Raw genomic sequence first — 17,591 nt, forward strand, 5'->3', positions numbered from 1 at the left:
CGGCCTACCGGGGGTCCGGGCCCGTGGCCACCGGGCGGGCCGGGTCGGCGGACCATTCGGACCAGCTGCCCGCGTAGAGGTCCGACGCGATGCCGGCCACTTCCAGGGCCAGTACCTCGTGCGCCCCGGACACTCCCGAGCCGCAGTACACCCCGACCGAGGTCCCCTCGGACGCGCCGAGCCCCTCGAACCGGGCGCGCAGGGCGTCCGCCGGCAGGAACCGCCCGTCCGGGCCCACATTTTCCGTGGTCGGGGCGGACAGCGCGCCCGGGATGTGGCCGCCGACCGGGTCGATGGGCTCCACCTCGCCCCGGTAGCGCTCCCCCGCTCGGGCGTCCAGGAGGACCCCTTCCCGCGCGCGCAGGGCAGCCGAGTCCGCGTCCAGCAGCCCGACCGCCCCCGGAGTTGGCTTGAAATCGCCCTCCGCCGGAGTCACCCGATCGGCCGTCACCGCGCCACCGGACGCCGTCCACGCGGTCAGGCCGCCGTCCAGAACCCGCACGTTCGGGTGACCTGTCCAGCGCAGCAACCACCACGCCCGGGCGGCCGCCCAGCCCAGACCGCCGTCGTACACGACCACCGGCCCGTCCGCCGGGACGCCCGCCCGTCGCATCGCCTCGCCGAAGGCCTCCGGGTCCGGCAGCGGGTGCCGGCCGCCCGACCCGGGCGGACCTGCCAGTTCCCGGTCGAGGTCGACGTACACCGCCCCCGGGAGGTGTCCTGCCTCGTAGGCGGGCCGCTGGTCGGGGCCGCCGAGCTGCCAGCGGACGTCCAGCAGCACCGGCGGACGGGGGCCCGCCAGCTCGGTCCTCAGTTCGGTGGCGGAGAGGATCGCAGATTTCGCAGTCATGCCGGCCATCTTCCTCCCCGCCCCGCACACGCGTAACAGGCCCGTCATCGGCGGGCCGCACCGATCCGGTCAACTCCGCGCCACGCCCCCTCGATGCGGCCCGGTCGGGGCGCGCCGAGTCCCCGGGAGTGGAAGCATCAGCACCGGTAAGCGCCACGACGGAGGAGACGGCTGACATGACCGAGGCAGCGGAACCAACCCGGCGCACACCCGGTACCCCGTGCTGGGTGAGCCTCATGGTGCACAGCCTCGGGACCACCGAGGACTTCTACGCCGACCTGTTCGGCTGGGAGTACGAACCCGGCCCCGAGCAGCTCGGCCCGTACGTCCGCGCGGTGCTGAACGGCCACGACGTGGCCGGGATCGGCGAGATGCCGCCGGACCGGCATCTTCCGGTGGCCTGGACGACGTACCTCGCCACGGACGACGCCGACGCGACCGCCGAGTCGATCCGCGCCTGCGGCGGCACGGTGGCGGTGGGTCCGCTGGATGCCGGGATCGCCGGGCGGGTGGCGATCTGCTCCGACCCGCTGGGCGCCATCTTCGGCCTGTGGCAGGCGCAGAGCCGGATGGGCACCCGCCTGCACGGCGGGCCGGGCACCCCGGTGTGGAACGAGCTGGTCACCCAGGACACCTCGACGGTCGGGAAGTTCTACGAGCACGTCTTCGGCCACGAGGCGCAGACGCACGCCACGGCCTCGGACGACTTCGACTACCTGACCCTGCACCTGGAGGGCCGTCCCGTGGCGGCGGTGCACGGTGTCGGCCGCTCGCTGCCGCACGACCGGGGACCGCACTGGATGGCGTACTTCGAGGTGGAGGACACCGACGTGGCGGCGGCCCGGGTCGTGGAGCTCGGCGGGCGCGTCGTCGACCCGCCCCGCGAGGGCACGCGCGGCCGGCAGGCGACGGTCGCGGACCCGGAGGGCGCGGTCTTCGCCATCGTGCCGGCCCGGCGCTGAGCCCGGTCAGTCCGTCCTCGGCCCGGGCGCCCGCCCGAAGTGGCGGGCGGTCGGTACGAGGGCGGCCGCGGCGGGGACGAGGAAGCAGGCCCCGGCGCACACGGCCAGCACCGCAGTGACGCCGAAGACGCCGATGGCCGGGGCCATCAGGGCGAGGCCCACCGGGGCGAGGCCGTAGGACAGCAGGAAGTCCAGCGAGGAGACCCGGGCGAGCTTGTCCGGCGCGACCTCGCGCTGGGTCGCCGTGAACCAGGGCACGTTGAACAGCTCGATCCCGATGCCGGCCACGGCGTAGGCGGCGACCACCACGGCCGGGTGGACCGGCAGCATCAGGCTCAGCGGCGCGAAGCCGTAGAGGGCCAGTCCGGCGAGGGCGCTCCAGCCCTGCGAGCGCGGCCGCCTGCGGGCGGTGACCAGGGCCCCGCCGAGCGCGCCCACGGTGTAGGCGGTCATGGCCGCGGCCAGAACCCACTCGGTGCCGTAGCGGTCCCGGCTGACGAGGGGCAGCGCGACGCCGGTGGCGGAATAGCCGAGCGCGATCACGGCGGTCAGGGCGCCGAGTCCGGCGAGGAACCAGGGGTGCCGGCGGGCCTCGCGTATCCCGTCGACGAACTCGGCGCGCAGCGATGCGCGCGGGGCGGCGGCGGGGGCGGCTGATACCGCGTCGGCACGCGGTGCGGTGGCGCCCCGGCCCGGCAGGAGGGCGGCGACCAGCCAGAGCAGGCCGATCCCCAGCAGCAGGGTGCCGGCGTCGACGAAGGCCGCGAGCAGCGCCGTCAGGGTGGGGCCCGCCAGCGTGGAGGTCCGGATCGCCATGGTCATGGCGGCGTTGGCCTGCTGCCTGTGGCCGACGGCGACGGTCTCGGCGGTGAGTGCCTGGAAGGCGGGGCGGCAGGCACCCTGCCCGGCGCCCGCGAGGGCGGCGGCCAGGGTCATCAGCACCAGCGACCGGCCGAGTCCGAGGGCGAGCAGCGGGGCGGCGGCCGCGGCCGCGAGGGCGGACCAGAACACGACGGCGCGGCGTGAGTGACGGTCCGCCAGCACGCCGCCGACGGCGACGGCGGCGAGGAAGCCGGCCGTCCGGGCGGCGAGGACCAGGCCCAGGCCGGCGGCGCCGAGTTCCCGGTGCAGGACCGCGAGCCCGAGGACGAAGGGCAGGGCCCAGGTCGCGAGTCCGGAGGCGGTGGTGCCCGCCCACAGGCGCAGGAACGCGGTGTCGCGCAGGACGGAACGGGCGGGCGGCGGACCGGTCTCGGTCGTTCCGGTCGTCCCGGGCTGGGGTGTGGTCGCCACGGTGGGGTGCTCCTCATTCGTCGGCAGGTACCGGATCGCGGCTCGGTGAGCGCCGACCCGGGGGTGTTAATGAAAACGATAACCATTACAGTACCTTTGGAACGAGGCACCCCTGCCCGGTGCACGACCACACCCATGCCCTGCCCCCTCCCCCCGGACCGGAGAAACCCATGCGCCACCGCGCCCGAACCGGCATTCCCCTCACACTCGCCCTGGCCCTCGCAGCCACGGGCTGCTCCGCCACCACCACCGAGGACCGCGCGTCCGCCGAGCGGCCCTCCGCCGCGGCGACCATCGGCAGTTGCGGCCGGCAGCTCTCCTTCGACCGGCCCCCGGAACGCGCCGTCGCCCTGGACCAGGCCTCGACCGAGACCCTGCTGGAACTGGGGCTCCAGGACCGGATGGCCGGCACGGCCAACCTCAAGACGAAGATCCCCGCGCGCTACCGGGACGCGTACGCCAAGGTCCCGGTCATCGCCCCGAAGATCGCCACCGGTGAGCAACTCCGTTCGGCCACACCCGACTTCGTGGTGGCGGGCTCCGCCGACCTCTACACGAAGGACCGCGCCGGCACCCGCGAGGAACTGGCGGCCGTGCAGGTCCCGGCCTTCGTCAGCGCCGTGGACTGCCCCCAGCAGAACGAGCCCGGGAAGACCCCCTTCGAACTGCTCTTCTCCGACTACGAGCAGCTCGGCAAGGTCTTCGGCAGCGAGCAGCGGGCCGCCGCCCTCGCCCGCGAGCAGCGCGCCGCCGTCGCCGAGGCCGGTGCGAACGCCGGCAGGGTCACCGCGGGGGACGGCGGGCAGCCCACCGTGGTCTACCTCTACTCGGTCTTCAACGGCATGCCGTACGTGGCGGGCCGGACCGGTCTGCCCAGCGAGATGAGCCGGATCGTCGGCGCGAAGAACGCCTTCGACGACGTGGCCGAGGACTGGCCGGAGGTCACCTGGGAGGAAGTCGCCGCGCGGGACCCGGACTTCATCGTGATCGGCGATCTGGGCGAGCGCGGCCGGCCCGGCGACAGCGCCGCCGAGAAGCGCACCGCGATGGCCGCGGACCCGGTGGTCTCCCGGCTGAAGGCGGTGCGCGAGAACCGGATCATCGAGGTGCCGGGCATCGAACTGGACCCCTCCGTACGCTCCGTGCACGCCCTGGGGCTGCTGGCGGCCGCGGTGAAGGACCTCGGGTATGTCCGCTGAGCCGGGGGTGGTGGACCTGCTGCTTCCGGCCGCCCGCGACGTCCGGGTGGCCGGCGCGCCGCCCTCGCGTGCCCGGGGCGGGCCCCGCGGCGGTGCGGCCCGGGCGGGGCTCCTCCTCGCCGGGGTGCTCGTACTCGCCGTCTCGGTGGCGGCCAGCACCCGGATCGGCGCCGCCGACGTGGGATGGACCGACCTCGGCCGGGTGCTCGGGGCCCGGCTGGGGCTCGGCACCGCACCGCTGCCGCCGCTGCTGGACTCGCTGGTCTGGGACCTGCGGCTGCCGCGGGTCCTGATGGCGGCGCTGGTCGGCGCCTCGCTCGCGGTGTGCGGCACCGTACTGCAGGCCGTGACCCGCAACGCGCTGGCCGACCCGTACCTGCTCGGGGTGTCCTCCGGCGCCTCGGCCGGGGCCGTCACCGCGGCCGTCCTGCCCCTGGCCCTGGCCGGGCCGGGCGCCGGCACGCTCGGGGTGACCGGCGGCGCGCTCGTCGGCGCCGTGCTCTCCTTCGGGCTGCTGCTGGCGCTGCTGCGCCGCACCGGCCTGGACTCGGTCCGCATCGTCCTCACCGGTGTGGTCGTGGGGCAGCTCTTCACCGCCCTGACCTCCTTGGTCCTGATGGCCTCCGCCGACGCCGACACCACGCGCGCCCTCACCCACTGGCTGCTGGGCTCGATGGCTCCGGCCCGCTGGGACGCCGTCGCGGTCTGTGCACTCGTCACCCCGCTCGGGCTCGCGGCCGCCTGGCTGTGCGCGAACGCCCTCGACGGCCTCGCGTTCGGTGCGGACACCGCCGCCTCGCTGGGCATCGGCGTACGGCGCACCCGGATGCTGCTGCTCGTGATGACGGCCGTGCTGACCTCGGTGGCGGTGGCCACCGTCGGCGCCATCGGCTTCGTCGGGCTGATCGTCCCGCACGGGGTGCGCCTGGTCGTCGGCCCGCTGCACCGGGTCCTGCTCCCGCACGCGGCGCTCGCGGGCGCGGTGTTCCTCGTGTGGACCGATGCCCTGGCCCGGGTCGCCTTCGCACCGCGCGAGATCCCGGTCGGCGTGATCACCGCACTGCTCGGGGTCCCCCTGTTCCTCCTCGTCCTGCGCAGGAAGGGGGAGCTGTGAGGATCACCGCCGAAGGACTGGGCTGGTCGGCCTCGGGCACGCCCGTCGTGCGCGGGGTCGGCCTGGACATCGCGCCGGGCGAGACGGTCGGCCTGGTCGGCCCCAACGGCTCGGGCAAGTCCTCGCTGCTCCGCTGCCTGGCCGGGCTGCGCGTGCCCGACACGGGCACGGTGCGCTACGACGGCCTGCCCGTACGGGACTGGAGCGCCCGGCGGATCGCCCGGCGGGTCGCCTTCGTCGAGCAGGACTCCGGACTCGACACCGACCTGAGCGTCGCCGACGTCGTGGGGCTGGGCCGGACGCCCTTCCGCGACCGCTGGCGCGGACCCGACGCCACCGACCGGGCGGTCGTCGCCGCCGCGCTGGACCGCATGGGCCTGACGGGGCTCGCCGGACGCTCCTGGCGGGGGCTGTCGGGCGGCGAGCGGCAGCGCGCCCACATCGCCCGCGCGCTCGCCCAGCAACCGTACGCCCTGCTGCTCGACGAACCCACCAACCACCTGGACGTCAGGCATCGGTTGGAGCTCATGGAGCTGCTCGCCGGCACCGGGCAGACGGTCCTGGTCGCGCTGCACGACCTCACCCTGGCCGCCCGCCACTGCGACCGGCTGCTGCTCATGCACGACGGCCGCCTGATCGCCGCCGGGACCCCGGCCGCCGTCCTCACGCCCGAGCACCTCGCCCGGATCTTCGAGGTGGACGCCGAACTGGCCACCGACGCCCTGGGGCGGCCCGCCGTCTGCTACCGGGGGCCGCTGCGCAGCGCCGCACCCGTACCCACGTCCCCTCCCGCACTCGCACCCGTACCGACACCCCGCGAAGGAACCTCATGACGACCCGGACCACCACCGCGCCCGCACCGACCGTCGACGCCCTCATCGCGTCCGTACTGGCCGGTGAACACGGCCCGTTGCCCTCCGGGCTCGTGGCGACCAGCGTGTTCTGGATCCACCACGGCACCCGGCTGGCCGGCGGCGCGACCACCTACCTCAACCAGTACGTCCTGGTGCGCCTCGGCGGCTCGTTCGGGGGCTGCGCCTTCGAGGCCGGCGAGATCGACCCGGCGGTCTGCCGCGACTCCTCGGGCGCCCCGCTCGACGTCCTGCTGCGCGAGGCGCCGCGCCCGCTGCGGATCGCCGCCCTCGACGCCTACCTGGCCGAGCAGCGCCCGCACGGCGACGCCGGGGCCGAACCGGTCACCCTCCCCGCCGGCACTCCCGAAGTGCGCGCCCGGGCCCGTGACGCGGCCATCGCCGGGCTGCTGGACATCGGCGCCGGCTCCCGGGTCGGCCTCATCGGCGTGGTCGACCCGCTGGTCGCGGCCATCCGCGAGCGGGGCGGCGTACCGCTGCCGTGCGACTTCAACCTCAGGTCCACCCGGTGGGGCGATCCGGTCACCGCCGACATGCACGAGGTGCTGGAACGCGCCGACGCCGTCGTCGCCACCGGCATGACCCTCGGCAACGGCTCCTTCGACACCGTCCTCGACCGCTGCCGCGCCCGGGGCGTCCCGCTGGTCGTCTACGCGCAGAGCGGCAGCGCGGTGGCCCGCGCCTTCCTCGGTTCCGGGGTGACCGCCCTGTCCGCGGAGCCCTTCCCCTTCTCCCAGTTCAGCGCCGACCCGACGACCCTCTACCGCTACCGGGCGGTGGCGCAGCCGTGATCGCGCCCACCGCCCGCCGCGGGATCGGGCACGCGCCCTGCCACCACGGCGAGATCCTCCAGGGCGTCTTCCTCGACGCCGGCGGGCGCCGGTGCGCGGGCCTGGTCACCCTGCCGATGACCGGGCCGGGCAGCCGGGCCGAGTTCACCCGCAGGCCCGGCACCGCGCCGGAGCGGATCGCCGTCCTGCCGGGCGGCCGTACGAAGGCGGCCCGGGCGGCGGCCCTGGCCGTGGCGGAGTGCGCGCCGCGCTGCCAGGAGGCGCCCTGCGGAGGCGAGTTGCGGATCGTCTCCGACATCCCGGTGGGCCTCGGCATGGGCAGCTCCACCAGCGATGTCATCGCCGTCGTACGCGCCGTCGCGGACTCCTACCGGGTGCGGCTGGCGCCCGACACCGTCGCCCGGCTCGCGGTGCGCGCGGAAACGGCCTGCGACCCGCTGATGCTCGACGCCCGCCCGGTGCTCTTCGCCCAGCGCGAGGGGCGGGTGCTGGAGGTGCTCGGCCCCCGCCTGCCGCCCCTGGTCGTCGTGGGCTGCGCACTGGGCGGGGGCGCGCCCGTGGACACCCTCTCCCTGCCGGTTCCCGCGCACGACGCGAGCGACGTACGCGCCTTCGAGCGGCTGCGCGCCCTGCTGCGGCGGGCCGTGGCCACGGGGGACGCGGCCCTGCTGGGCCGGGTCGCGAGCGCCAGCGCGCGCCGGGGCCAACAGCGCCTGCACCACCGGGAGTTCGACACGCTCACCGATATCGGCCGGCGGCTCGGGGCGGTGGGGGTCCAAATCGCGCACAGCGGCGCGGTGGCCGGTCTGCTCCTCGACCCGGCGACCAGGGGCCTGCGCCACCGGGTGCGGAGCTGCGTACGGGCCCTGGAGAGCAACGGCATCGCCGCGACCCGCACCTTCACCACCTTTCCGACACGACCTCAGACGAACCGGGAGTTCCCGAGTGGACCAGCACATCGCGGAGGCCATCGGCCGACCCGACCTGATACGCCTCGACGAGCGGCTCGTCTGCCTGCGCTTTGAGACCATGAAGGTCGTCTCCGCCCTGGCCGCGGTCCGCCACCTGCTCGACACCGGGGTGGTGCGGCGCGGGGACACCCTGCTGGACAGCTCCAGCGGGATCTACGCCTACGCCCTCGCGCTGGCCTGCCACCGCCACGGCATGCACTGCCACATCGTCGGCTCGGCGACCGTCGACCACACGCTGTGCACACAACTCGCCGTGCTCGGGGCGACCCTGGAGCGGATGGAGCCCTCCAGCGACCTGAAGCTGGACCAGAAGCGGCGGGTCGAACGCATCCACGAGATCCTCGCCGAGCATCCCGAGTACCACTGGATGCGGCAGTACCACGACGACATCCACTACCTGGGCTACCGCGCCGTGTCCGACCTGGTCCGGAGGTCGACGGGCGGGGCCGGCCTCACCCTCGTCGGCGGGGTCGGGTCGGGCGCCTCCACCGGAGCCCTCGCCCGCTACCTCCGGGAGGACTCCGCCGACGTCGAACTGGTCGGCGTGCAGCCCTTCGGCAGCGTCACCTTCGGCGCCGAACACGTCGCCGACCCCGAGATCATCATCGCCGGGATCGGCAGCTCCATCCCCTTCGGCAACGTCAGCCACGCCTCGTACGACACGCTCCACTGGATCTCCTTCGACGCCGCCCTGGCCGGCAGCGTCGATCTGCTCCGGCGGCACGCGGTGTTCGCCGGGCTGTCCACCGGGGCCGGCTACCTCGCGGCCCGCTGGGAACGCTCCCGGGCGCCGCAGCGCACGGTGCTGTTCATCGCAGCCGACACCGGCCACCGCTACGTGGACACCGTGTACGCCCGCCACCGCGAGGCGGTCGCCGTGGACTCCCTGGCACCGCACCCGGTCACCGCCCGGGCCGAGCTCGCGCTGCCCTGGTCCCGGATGCGCTGGAACAGGGCAGCGGGGACGGAGGCGACCGATCGCAGCTGATCCGAGGGCCGTCCCGGATCAGGCGGGACGGTCCTCGAAGTGGTGCACGACGATCCAGTAGTCGTCGTCCTCCTCGGTGAGGGCGCACAGCCGCCGGCCGTCCGGGGACATCGCGATGACCATGGAACCGGCCCCGGGGACGAGGGCGGCGGAGAGCGCGGTGTGCGCGGTACGGCGCACCACCACCCAGTCGCGGTCCGCCCCCCGGACCAGGAAGCAGCCCTCGTCGTCGATGACGGCAGCGGCCCGCGCGTGTTCCAGCCACAGCCGGTCGGCCTCCTGAAGCGCCCCCGGCGCGGTGCGCGGCACGGTGGCCTGCGGGGCCACCTCGACGTTGACGACGGCCTTGAAGGCGCGCGCGTACGGGGGCAGCCCCTCGGCGACGTCCCGGTCCACGACCTCCAGCCCTGCCGCCGCCAGCTGCGGCGCCGGCGCGCCTGTGCCCGCGCCCGCGCCTGCACCCGCGCCGTGATCCTCGGTCATGCTCAGCCACCGTTCTCGTAGAACAGGTGATGGTCGCCGCCTTCTTTGTTGATCTTGGCGTAGCGTTCCATCTCCTTGTAATTACTGTTGTCCCAACCGAAGTTGACGAACTGGCCCCCGTCGGGCCGCTCCCCCATGGCCTTCGGCATGCCCGCGTGGAAGTGCGGTCCCGCCGGGTCGTGGGTGTGTTCCACGACCACCCGGGAACCTCCGCCGTTCTTCAGCTCGTACTGCCAGAAGGTACCGAGGTGGGAGGCGTTGTCGGAGTAGGTGTAGCCCTCCACGTGCTTCAGGCTGATGTCGTCGGTGACCTTCCAGGTCGCCCACAGGTCGTCCACGTCGGGGTCCACGCCGGCCAGCTTGTGCGCGGCCTGACGGGCCTCCTCCCGGGTCGAGAACGGGTTGCTCTTCTCGCCCTTGGGCGGGCAGCCGTCCGGAGCCAGACCCAGCGGATCGGCCCAGGTGTGCGGGTTGACGACGTACGTGGCGGGGTTCGGCGCGGGGGCCAGGCCCAGCGGATCGGGGCTGAGGTAGCGGGCCGTCTGGGGATCGTAGTGGCGGAAGACGTTGTAGTGCAGGCCCGATTCGGGGTCGAAGTACTGGCCCGGGAAGCGCAGCGGGGTGTAGGCCGTCGCGTCCCGGTTCCAGGTGGTGCTGCCCCAGAGGGTGGAGCGGGTGCGCCAGGCGACGGCACCCCGCTCGTCGACCAGCTCCGTCGGGGTGCCGACCAGATCCGTGACGATGGCGAAGAACCGCTGGTCCACCTCGCTCCGGTCGGCCGTGCGGATGCGTTCGGTCTGCGCCAGCGGATGCAGGCCGCGGTACTCCCAGGTGAGGATCACTTCCTGGGCCGAGGCGTCCGTGCGCGTCGTCTGCTCGCACAGCGCCGAACCGTCCCAGGTGAACAGCACCTCCTCGGCGACCTCGCCGGCTTCCGTCAGCCGCTGCTTGGCCGTGCGCCGGCCCACCTCGTCGTACCGGTAGCGCCAACGGGTTCCGTCCGGCGTCCGGACCGCCACCAGCCGGTCCTGGGCGTCCCACTCGTAGCGCCAGGTGTCGGGCTTGCGCGAGAGCCGTGACTGCCGTCGCAGTACGACGCGTCCCAGCGCGTCGTACTCGTAGCCGACCCGGCCCGCCCGGGTCAGCCGCGTGCCCTCGTACTCGCGGGTGCCGGTGGCGGACCCGCCGCCCGGGTGGGACTCGGGCCAGGACGCCGAACTCTGGTTCCCGGCCTCGTCGTACGCGTAGCGCTCGCTCCACTGCTCGGCCTGCACGGCGGTGACCCGCCCGGCCGGGTCCAGCTCGAACCGCCTCGGGCCCGCGTGCATGTCGTCGATCCCGACGAGGGACCCGTCGGGGCGGTAGGAGTACCCGCGGCGCTGGATCAGCCTGCCGTCGTGACCGGTGACGGCCCGGTCCGCCAGCCGGCCCCGGTCGTCCCAGCTGCTGGAGAGCGTGAGGTGCTCGCCGATCCGGCGCACGAGCTCGCGTCCGGCCGTGTCGTACTCGAAGGCGATCGTGCGGCCGGAGGCGGTCATCTCGCGGCAGTGGCCGGCCTCGTCATAGCTCCAGGTGCTCACGGCACCCGCCGGAGTGGTGCGCCCGGTGCGACGGCCCAGCTCGTCGTAGGCGTACGTCAGGGTGCGCCCGTCGACCGTCTCCGAGCGCAGCCGGCCGGCGCTGTCGCGCAGGCGGGTCAGCGTGCCGTGCGGTCCCGCCGCGTGGGCGAGCTTCCCGAACACGTCGTACTCCAGGGTGGTGACGGCCCCGTCACACTCCCGGCGGACGATCTGTCCGAGATCGTTGCGGTGGTAGACGGTCTGCCCCAGGGCATTGGTCCGGCTCATCAGCACGCCCGCCGCGTCGTAGGCGTACTCCACGGTCCGGCCGTCGAAGTCGGTCTCGTCGACCAGCCGGCCGGCCGGGTCGTAGCTGTACGACCAGTGCAGGCCCTGGGGGTTGGTGACCCGGGTGAGCTGGAGGTCGGCGTCGTGCTCGAAGGTGTGGCGCGCCATGTCGGGCCCGGTGCGCGCCACCAGGAGGTCGAAGTCGCCGTACTCGTAGGAGGTGACCGCGCCGAGGGCGTCCGTGTGGCGCACGCAGTTGCCCTCGCCGTCGTACTCCCAGGACTGCTCGGTGCCGTCCGGTTCCGTACGGCGCAGCAGGCGGCCCTCGGTACTCCAGGTCAGCCGGGCGGTGTGACCGAGCGGGTCCGTGACGGCGACGGGGCGTCCGAAGGCGTCGCGCCGGTAGCGGGTCACGGCGCCCAGCGGGTCGGTGATCTCCAGCGGCAGTCCCGCGCGGTCGCAGCGGATGGAGGTGGTACGGCCCAGCGCGTCGGTCAGCGAGGCCAGGTTTCCGCGCTCGTCGTAGGTGAAGGTGGTGGCGCTGCGGGCGCTGTCGGTGGCGGAGGTGATGTTGCCGCGGTCGTCGTAGGTCCGGTGGATCGTGGTGCCGTCGTGGCGGGTGAGGTGGGTCGGTCCGCCCTGACCGTCGTACCGGGCGGTGGCCTCGCGGCCGTCCGGCCGGACCAGGGAGACCAGCCGGCCGTCCTCGTCGTACGCCATGCGGCTGGTCCGGCCGAGCGGATCCGTCCGGGAGACCAGCCGGTTGAATCGGTCGTGGACGAAGCGGGTGACGGAGCCGGTGGCATCGATCTCGGCGACGATCTGGGCCCGCTCGTTGACCCGGTACTGCCGCCGGTGTCCGAGGGCGTTGACGACGGTGGTGACGCCGTCGCCGTATTCGAACCGGGCGTTGAGGTGACCGTTGGTGCCGGACTGGGCGACGCAGCGGTCGCGGTCGTCGTAGGCGTAGTCGAAGTGGCGGTCGTTGGTGTCGGTCCAGGAGATGATCCGGCCGTGCTCGTCGTAGCCGAACCGGAAGGGCCGGCCCGACGAGTTGGTGACCTCGGCGAGGTGGCCGTCGGTGTACCCGTAGCGCAGGATCTCGGTGCCGTCGGCCAGGGCGAGCCGGGAGATCCGGCCCCCGGCGGTGGTCAGCTTCAGGTGGTAGCCGCCGCTGTGGACCACCTCCTGAGGGGTGCCGGCCTCGTCGTGGACGAAGGTGATGTGGTTGCCGTTGCGGTCGTCGATCTGCACCAGGAGCGCCAGCTCCTCGCTGTGGACGGCGAAGTGCCGTACGAGGCCGGTGCGGGGGTCGGTGATGCGGTACCCGCGGCCGTCGGCGTCCCGGGACAGCGGCCAGCGGTGGCCCCGCGTGGGATGGACGGGGACGCCCGGCGCCGGGTGCGGGTAGGCCAGGACGCTGGAGTCCTCCCGCAGGAAGACGATGCCCTCGGCGTCGATCTCCAGCCGCTGGTCTATGGTGCTGGCCCAGGCCGGGCCGAACCACCGGCCCGCCCGGTAGGAGGACTCGAAGGTCCGCTCGAACAGGAGCGGCAGGGTGCCGGGCAGCGCCACGTCGGTCTGGGTGAGGATCATGCGGCCGGTCGCGACGTCGACCGGGTCCTCCTCGCAGACCTTGTCCTTGGACGAGTCGCGGGAGGGTCCGTCCGGGCCGTCCTTGTCGAGGTGGCTGCGGCCGGGGCCCGGGAGGTCGTCGGCGTGCTTGGCGATCGACGCCGTCTTCTTCAGGGCGCCGAGGCCCTTGGTGCCGACGAGTTCCGGGAGGAGCTTGCCGATGCCCTCGCTGGGGTCCTTCATGAACTCGTCGAGCATCTGCTTGCCGGCGCCCATGGGGTCGTTGACCGCCACGGTCAGTCCGGCGACCGTCGAGTTGAGGCTGGTCAGGTACTCGGCGGGGTGGGTCAGGTTGTAGGGGTCCATCGGATTGACCGAGCGGACGAAGTTGCCGAGGCCCGCCGTGCCCTTGAGGACACCGCCCGCGAGGTGGGTCTGCGCGAGGTCCAGGTAGTCCATGCCGTCTTTGAGCTGCTCGGCGTACGAGGGCTTGGGCGGGGCGGCGTCACGGGCCGCGCGGACCGCCGTACGGGCCGTCTCCGCGACCTCGTTGCGCTGGGTGCGGGCGGTGTCGAGCTTGTCCTGGGCCGCCTTGATCAGCGGGCTGCCGGGGTCGGTGAAATCGTCCGACGGCCTCGGCGGGAGGGTGTCCTTCTCCGCCTCGACCGCCGCCTTGTAGTCGGTGATCGACTTGTTGTAGGCGGTGCGCGCGTCCTGCGAGACCTTCTTGGCCTTGTTGTAGTCCTCCAGGGCCTGCTTGGCCTGGCCCTGCGCCCACTCCACGGTCTCCGCGAAGCGGCCCATCGCGTCCGCGGCCTTGCCGAAGGCCTCCGCGGCCTTGAACCAGCGCGGCGGCTCCTTGGCTATCGCCTCCCGGAACGCGTCCGCCGACGCGCCCTTCAGACCGTCGCCCTCCAGGCCCTTCAGGCCGTTGCCGACCAGGGTGAAGGAGGACTTGAAGTCGTTCAGGTGCGAGACCTGCGCGCGGATCTTCGACACGCTGCCGTAGACCAGCTTGTTCGGGTCCTCGGTCTGCCCGAGCTCCAGCTCCGAGACGTCCGCGCCGAGCTGGTTGGCGGCGGAGCGGCTCTTGTCGCGGATCCAGTCGCCGGCGTCGTCGAGACCGACCTCGTCGGCCACGTCGGCGACCTTGTCCCCGGTCCACTCGATCGCGTCGCCGACGTCCTTGGCCCGGTCCTCGACCCAGTCCTCCGCCGAGTCCGGTACGAAGTCCTTCCAGCCCATCAGTTGCCGTCCCCGCCGGCCTGGTCCAGCAGGTCCTTCAACGAGCCGATCTTCCCGCTGGAGGTCAGCTTGTCACCCGTGTCCGACCAGGTCTGCTTCATGTCCTGCCGGCTCTTCTCGAAGGACTCCGCGCTGTAGTCCGGCTTGTAGACGTCCGCCCGCCAGATGTCGTCCCAGCTCTTCTGCTCGATCTCGTCCTCGCTCGCATGCGGATTGCCGTACGCGGCGTTCGCCACGACCTTGAACGCGCCCTGCATGTACTGCTCCTCCTCCCACACCGTGCCCGCCGCGATGCCGAGGTTCCCGGCGAGGGTGCTCGCGTTCTGCACGAGACTGCGCACCCCCCACTCCCAGCGCTCGCAGAAGTCCTCGAAGTCGGTGGCCAGACCCATGTGTCCGGCCTCCATCCCCGTCATCGACAGATCACTGAAACCGGCACCCTGGGAGGCGCCTGCCGCGTCACCGGACTCCCGCAACTCGGCGATGGCCTTGCGCAGACCGTCCTGGATGTTCTTGACCGCTGCCGGCGAGACCTCGAGGTCCCCGTCGCCCGCCATCAGACGGCTTCCGCACGATCGGGCTGCGCATCCACGGCATACGCGTCCGCGACGATGCCCACGACCGGCGGGAACAGCATGGAAGCGTCCTCGTCCGCGACATCGACGGCCACCCCGGTCGGGCCGTCGACCGTGGGAATCACCGCGTCGACGAGCCGGGCCCCGAGGATCGCCAGGTACTCCCACTCACGGGCCCCGGCGGCCGCACCGCGCGCCACCGCGAAGCGCGCCAGCGCCTCTTCGTCGGTGAAGGCGTAGATCCAGCGGACACCGCCCTGCCACCCCGACATCAGACCGCCGTCCTCGCCCTCGGACAGCGGCACGAGGAGCACTGCGCGGCGAAATTCCCCCAGCAAACGACCGGAATGCCCCGATCCGACACGCATGGCGGCTATTTCCTCGGCCAGTCCCATCACATCCCCTGTCCCCGAGGACAGTGGGCAGCCCCCGGATTCGCATACGTTACTAAGAGGCGCGGGGGATGCGTACAGTTCCACGACGGCCGCCGCGGGCACGCCGGCCCGGTGCGGCACTTCCACGCGATGGCCTCGAGCGTTCGGCGGTGGTCGGCCCACCGCCGTGCGCGGATCAGATCGTGACCGGGCCGCGGGCGGTGGCGAACTCGACCGAGACCAGGCCCGGTTCCTCGTCCTCGACCCAGGTGACGTCGATCTGGTCGAGGGGGTGGTCGGCCGGTTCGCCGAGGAATTCGGCGATGGAGGAGGCGTCGCCGGCGATGGAGACCCCGTGGATGGTGGTGGGGGTGCGCGGGTCGGCGCTCGGGCGCTCCTCGGTGGGGACCAGCCACTGGAGGAAGTAGGGCAGTTGCGGGTCCTCCATCAGTTCCAGCAGGCCGATCTGCTTCCACCTCAGGTCGAACCCGTCGGGGCGGACCCGGTGGCCCTCGGCCGAGGTGCGGCCGAGGCGGGCCTCGACCGGGGCGATGTCGTCGACGGAGACCACCCAGCCGAGCCAGCCGCCGCCCTCGGCGGCGCGGCGCGCGACCGCCTGGCCGAAGGGTGCGCGGTCGGCGGCGGGGTGGTCGAGTGTGGTGACGACCTCGACGTAGGTGCCGCCGCTCAGCGGGAGGATGAAATTGCGGGTGCCGAAACGCGGGTGCACGCCCCCGTCGACGAAGCCTCCGCCGAGGGCCGATCCGATCCACTGGACGGTCGAGACGAAGCTGTCGCGGGCCACCGCATAGGACACGTGATCAAGTCGCACTTCGCCATCATCACCCGACAACCCGCACAAATCCCCACGCCACGCCCGCCGCCGCGGCCGGGTCCGCGTGGACTCAGCCGTGGAGCGGATCGAGGGCGAGTTCGCGCACCGTGGCCATGTCGCTGAAGGGGAGCAGCTGCTCGCCGATGATCTGGTGCGGTTCGCTGCCCTTGCCGGCGATCAGGACCGTGTCGTCGGGGCCCGCCTCGGACAGGGCGAAGCCGATCGCCCGGCGGCGGTCGGTGTAGCGCCGGAAGGGGGTGCCGGTCGCCGCGAGGCCGGTGGAGACCTGGTCCAGGATGGCCTCGGGGTCCTCGTTGCGGGGGTTGTCCGAGGTCAGGACGCAGAGGTCGGAGTGGTTTCCGGCGATCTGGCCCATCTCGGCCCGTTTGGTGGTGTCGCGGTCCCCGCCGCAGCCGAAGACCGTGATCACCCGGCCGCGGGCGAAGCCCCGGATGGTGGTCAGGACCTTGTCCAGGGAGTCCGGCGAGTGGGCGTAGTCCACGATCACCGACGTGCCCAGCGGGGTCCGGAAGCGCTCCAGCCGGCCCGGGACCGGCGGCATCCGGTCGAGCGCGTCGACCAGGGCGCCCAGCTCGTGCCCCAGTACGTGGCAGGCCGCCACCGTGGCGAGGGCGTTGGCCACCGAGAACCGGCCGGGGACGGGGATCGAGGCCGGGTAGGCGCGTCCGTCGTGGTGGAGGGTGAACCGCGTGCCCGCGGCGCTCACCACGAGATCGGTGGCCCGGTAGTCGGCCGGGCGGTCGAGCGCGTACGTGGTCACCGCACCCGGCATCATCGACACGATGGACGCGCCCACCGGGTCGTCGGCGTTGACCACCGCACGCCGGCACAGGCCCTGGAAGAGCCGCAGTTTGGCGTCCCGGTAGTCCGCCATGGTCCCGTGGTCGTCCAGATGGTCCTGCGTGAGGTTGGTGAAGACCCCGACGTCGATGAACGTACGGTCCACCCGGTGCGTCAGCAGCGCCATCGAGGTGGCCTCCAGCACCACGCCGGCGGCCCCGTGGTCGCGCATGTACCCCAGGAGGTATTGCAGGTCGGGGGATTCCGGCGTGGTCAGCACCGATGGCGGCATGGGGATCGGCTCGTCGCCGATCCTGCTGCCGGCGGTTCCGATGACCCCCACCCTGGATCCCTCGGCGATCCGCAGGACGGACTCGACCATGTACGAGACGGAGGTCTTCCCGTTGGTGCCGGTGATCGCCACCATGTCCATCCGCCTGCCGGGCTCGCCGAAGTAGCGGGAGGTCACCACCGCGGCGGCCGTCCGCGTGTCGGGTACCCGGACGACGCAGGCGCCCAAGGGCCACACCGCGGCCGGCAGGGCGGGTTCGCTGCCGTCGACGAGCACGGCGGCGGCGCCCCGGGCCAGGGCGGGCAGGACGGAGCCGGGGCCGCCCTCCCGGTGTCCGGGTACGGCGATGAAGAGCGAGCCCGGGGTCACCCGGTCGGCGTCGTAGGTGGTTCCCGCGGTGATCAGCGTCGTGTCCGGATCACCCTGGAGGACGTGGTGCTCCTGCCCGGCCAGCAATTCGCTCAGCTTCACAATGGTCCCTTCGAGGGGGCTCGGGCCCGGGCGTGCGGCCGTAGCCAGGCGGC

Annotated in this window: 15 protein-coding genes; 7 read left to right on the forward strand and 8 right to left on the reverse strand. The window is 73.2% G+C overall.

Features of this window, described 5'->3' with window-relative positions:
- Positions 1-4: 4 nt before the first annotated feature.
- The gene (locus tag B6R96_RS09325) at positions 5-850 is read right to left on the reverse strand and encodes a sulfurtransferase (RefSeq protein ID WP_081525041.1); all 846 of its coding nucleotides are present in this window, start codon (positions 848-850) and stop codon (positions 5-7) included.
- Between the two features lie 176 nt (positions 851-1,026).
- On the opposite strand from B6R96_RS09325, the gene B6R96_RS09330 reads away from it, so the two are divergent.
- On the forward strand, positions 1,027-1,812 hold the full coding sequence (locus B6R96_RS09330) for a VOC family protein (RefSeq protein WP_081522232.1): 786 nt from the start codon (positions 1,027-1,029) through the stop codon (positions 1,810-1,812).
- 6 nt (positions 1,813-1,818) lie between these two features.
- On the opposite strand, the gene B6R96_RS09335 is transcribed toward B6R96_RS09330, so the two are convergent.
- The gene (locus tag B6R96_RS09335) at positions 1,819-3,105 is read right to left on the reverse strand and encodes an MFS transporter (RefSeq protein ID WP_081522233.1); all 1,287 of its coding nucleotides are present in this window, start codon (positions 3,103-3,105) and stop codon (positions 1,819-1,821) included.
- A gap of 170 nt (positions 3,106-3,275) precedes the next feature.
- Between B6R96_RS09335 and B6R96_RS09340 the strand changes: the two genes are divergently transcribed.
- The 6 genes from B6R96_RS09340 to B6R96_RS09365 are packed head-to-tail and all read left to right on the forward strand — an operon-like array spanning position 3,276 to position 9,040.
- Positions 3,276-4,304: an ABC transporter substrate-binding protein gene (locus tag B6R96_RS09340; RefSeq protein WP_081522234.1), complete on the forward strand. Its 1,029-nt coding sequence runs from the start codon at positions 3,276-3,278 to the stop codon at positions 4,302-4,304.
- Complete coding sequence (locus tag B6R96_RS09345; protein WP_081522235.1) at positions 4,294-5,418, forward strand: FecCD family ABC transporter permease; 1,125 nt, start codon at positions 4,294-4,296, stop codon at positions 5,416-5,418. Before B6R96_RS09340 ends, B6R96_RS09345 begins: the two co-directional genes overlap by 11 nt.
- Positions 5,415-6,251, forward strand: coding sequence for an ABC transporter ATP-binding protein (locus B6R96_RS09350; protein ID WP_081522236.1), 837 nt, complete (start codon positions 5,415-5,417; stop codon positions 6,249-6,251). The genes B6R96_RS09345 and B6R96_RS09350 overlap by 4 nt, the downstream gene beginning before the upstream one ends.
- Positions 6,248-7,081 (forward strand): Rossmann-like domain-containing protein, encoded by an 834-nt coding sequence (locus B6R96_RS09355; RefSeq protein ID WP_081522237.1) that lies wholly within the window; start codon positions 6,248-6,250, stop codon positions 7,079-7,081. Before B6R96_RS09350 ends, B6R96_RS09355 begins: the two co-directional genes overlap by 4 nt.
- Positions 7,078-8,106: a GHMP family kinase ATP-binding protein gene (locus B6R96_RS09360; RefSeq protein ID WP_237291388.1), complete on the forward strand. Its 1,029-nt coding sequence runs from the start codon at positions 7,078-7,080 to the stop codon at positions 8,104-8,106. The genes B6R96_RS09355 and B6R96_RS09360 overlap by 4 nt, the downstream gene beginning before the upstream one ends.
- Positions 8,027-9,040: a pyridoxal-phosphate dependent enzyme gene (locus tag B6R96_RS09365; RefSeq protein ID WP_081522238.1), complete on the forward strand. Its 1,014-nt coding sequence runs from the start codon at positions 8,027-8,029 to the stop codon at positions 9,038-9,040. The genes B6R96_RS09360 and B6R96_RS09365 overlap by 80 nt, the downstream gene beginning before the upstream one ends.
- A gap of 18 nt (positions 9,041-9,058) precedes the next feature.
- Here the strand turns inward: B6R96_RS09365 and B6R96_RS09370 are convergent, their stop codons facing one another.
- From B6R96_RS09370 to B6R96_RS09395, 6 genes are all read right to left on the reverse strand, one after another.
- A complete protein-coding gene (locus B6R96_RS09370; RefSeq protein WP_081522239.1) occupies positions 9,059-9,523 on the reverse strand; it encodes a hypothetical protein in 465 nt (154 codons plus the stop codon).
- A gap of 2 nt (positions 9,524-9,525) precedes the next feature.
- On the reverse strand, positions 9,526-14,190 hold the full coding sequence (locus B6R96_RS09375; protein WP_081522240.1) for a putative T7SS-secreted protein: 4,665 nt from the start codon (positions 14,188-14,190) through the stop codon (positions 9,526-9,528).
- On the reverse strand, positions 14,190-14,747 hold the full coding sequence (locus B6R96_RS09380) for a hypothetical protein (RefSeq protein ID WP_037859838.1): 558 nt from the start codon (positions 14,745-14,747) through the stop codon (positions 14,190-14,192). Before B6R96_RS09380 ends, B6R96_RS09375 begins: the two co-directional genes overlap by 1 nt.
- Entirely contained in the window at positions 14,747-15,160 is a 414-nt protein-coding gene (locus B6R96_RS09385; protein WP_081525043.1) for a hypothetical protein, read from the reverse strand. The genes B6R96_RS09380 and B6R96_RS09385 overlap by 1 nt, the downstream gene beginning before the upstream one ends.
- Before the next feature lie 175 nt (positions 15,161-15,335).
- Complete coding sequence (locus B6R96_RS09390) at positions 15,336-15,971, reverse strand: VOC family protein (protein WP_030385648.1); 636 nt, start codon at positions 15,969-15,971, stop codon at positions 15,336-15,338.
- A 73-nt stretch (positions 15,972-16,044) separates the two neighbouring features.
- Entirely contained in the window at positions 16,045-17,538 is a 1,494-nt protein-coding gene (locus B6R96_RS09395) for a UDP-N-acetylmuramoyl-L-alanyl-D-glutamate--2,6-diaminopimelate ligase (protein WP_081522241.1), read from the reverse strand.
- Between the last annotated feature and the right edge of the window lie 53 nt (positions 17,539-17,591).

Source organism: Streptomyces sp. Sge12, assembly GCF_002080455.1.
In the GTDB taxonomy this organism is placed as follows: domain Bacteria; phylum Actinomycetota; class Actinomycetes; order Streptomycetales; family Streptomycetaceae; genus Streptomyces.

Excerpts from the sequence above, each read along its gene's own strand:
- B6R96_RS09325 (WP_081525041.1), bottom strand. The coding sequence starts at position 850 with ATGACTGCGAAATCTGCGATCCTCTCCGCCACCGAACTGAGGACCGAG.
- B6R96_RS09330 (WP_081522232.1), top strand. The coding sequence starts at position 1,027 with ATGACCGAGGCAGCGGAACCAACCCGGCGCACACCCGGTACCCCGTGC.
- B6R96_RS09340 (WP_081522234.1), top strand. The coding sequence starts at position 3,276 with ATGCGCCACCGCGCCCGAACCGGCATTCCCCTCACACTCGCCCTGGCC.
- B6R96_RS09345 (WP_081522235.1), top strand. The coding sequence starts at position 4,294 with ATGTCCGCTGAGCCGGGGGTGGTGGACCTGCTGCTTCCGGCCGCCCGC.
- B6R96_RS09355 (WP_081522237.1), top strand. The coding sequence starts at position 6,248 with ATGACGACCCGGACCACCACCGCGCCCGCACCGACCGTCGACGCCCTC.
- B6R96_RS09370 (WP_081522239.1), bottom strand. The coding sequence starts at position 9,523 with ATGACCGAGGATCACGGCGCGGGTGCAGGCGCGGGCGCGGGCACAGGC.
- B6R96_RS09375 (WP_081522240.1), bottom strand. The coding sequence starts at position 14,190 with ATGGGCTGGAAGGACTTCGTACCGGACTCGGCGGAGGACTGGGTCGAG.
- B6R96_RS09380 (WP_037859838.1), bottom strand. The coding sequence starts at position 14,747 with ATGGCGGGCGACGGGGACCTCGAGGTCTCGCCGGCAGCGGTCAAGAAC.
- B6R96_RS09385 (WP_081525043.1), bottom strand. The coding sequence starts at position 15,160 with ATGGGACTGGCCGAGGAAATAGCCGCCATGCGTGTCGGATCGGGGCAT.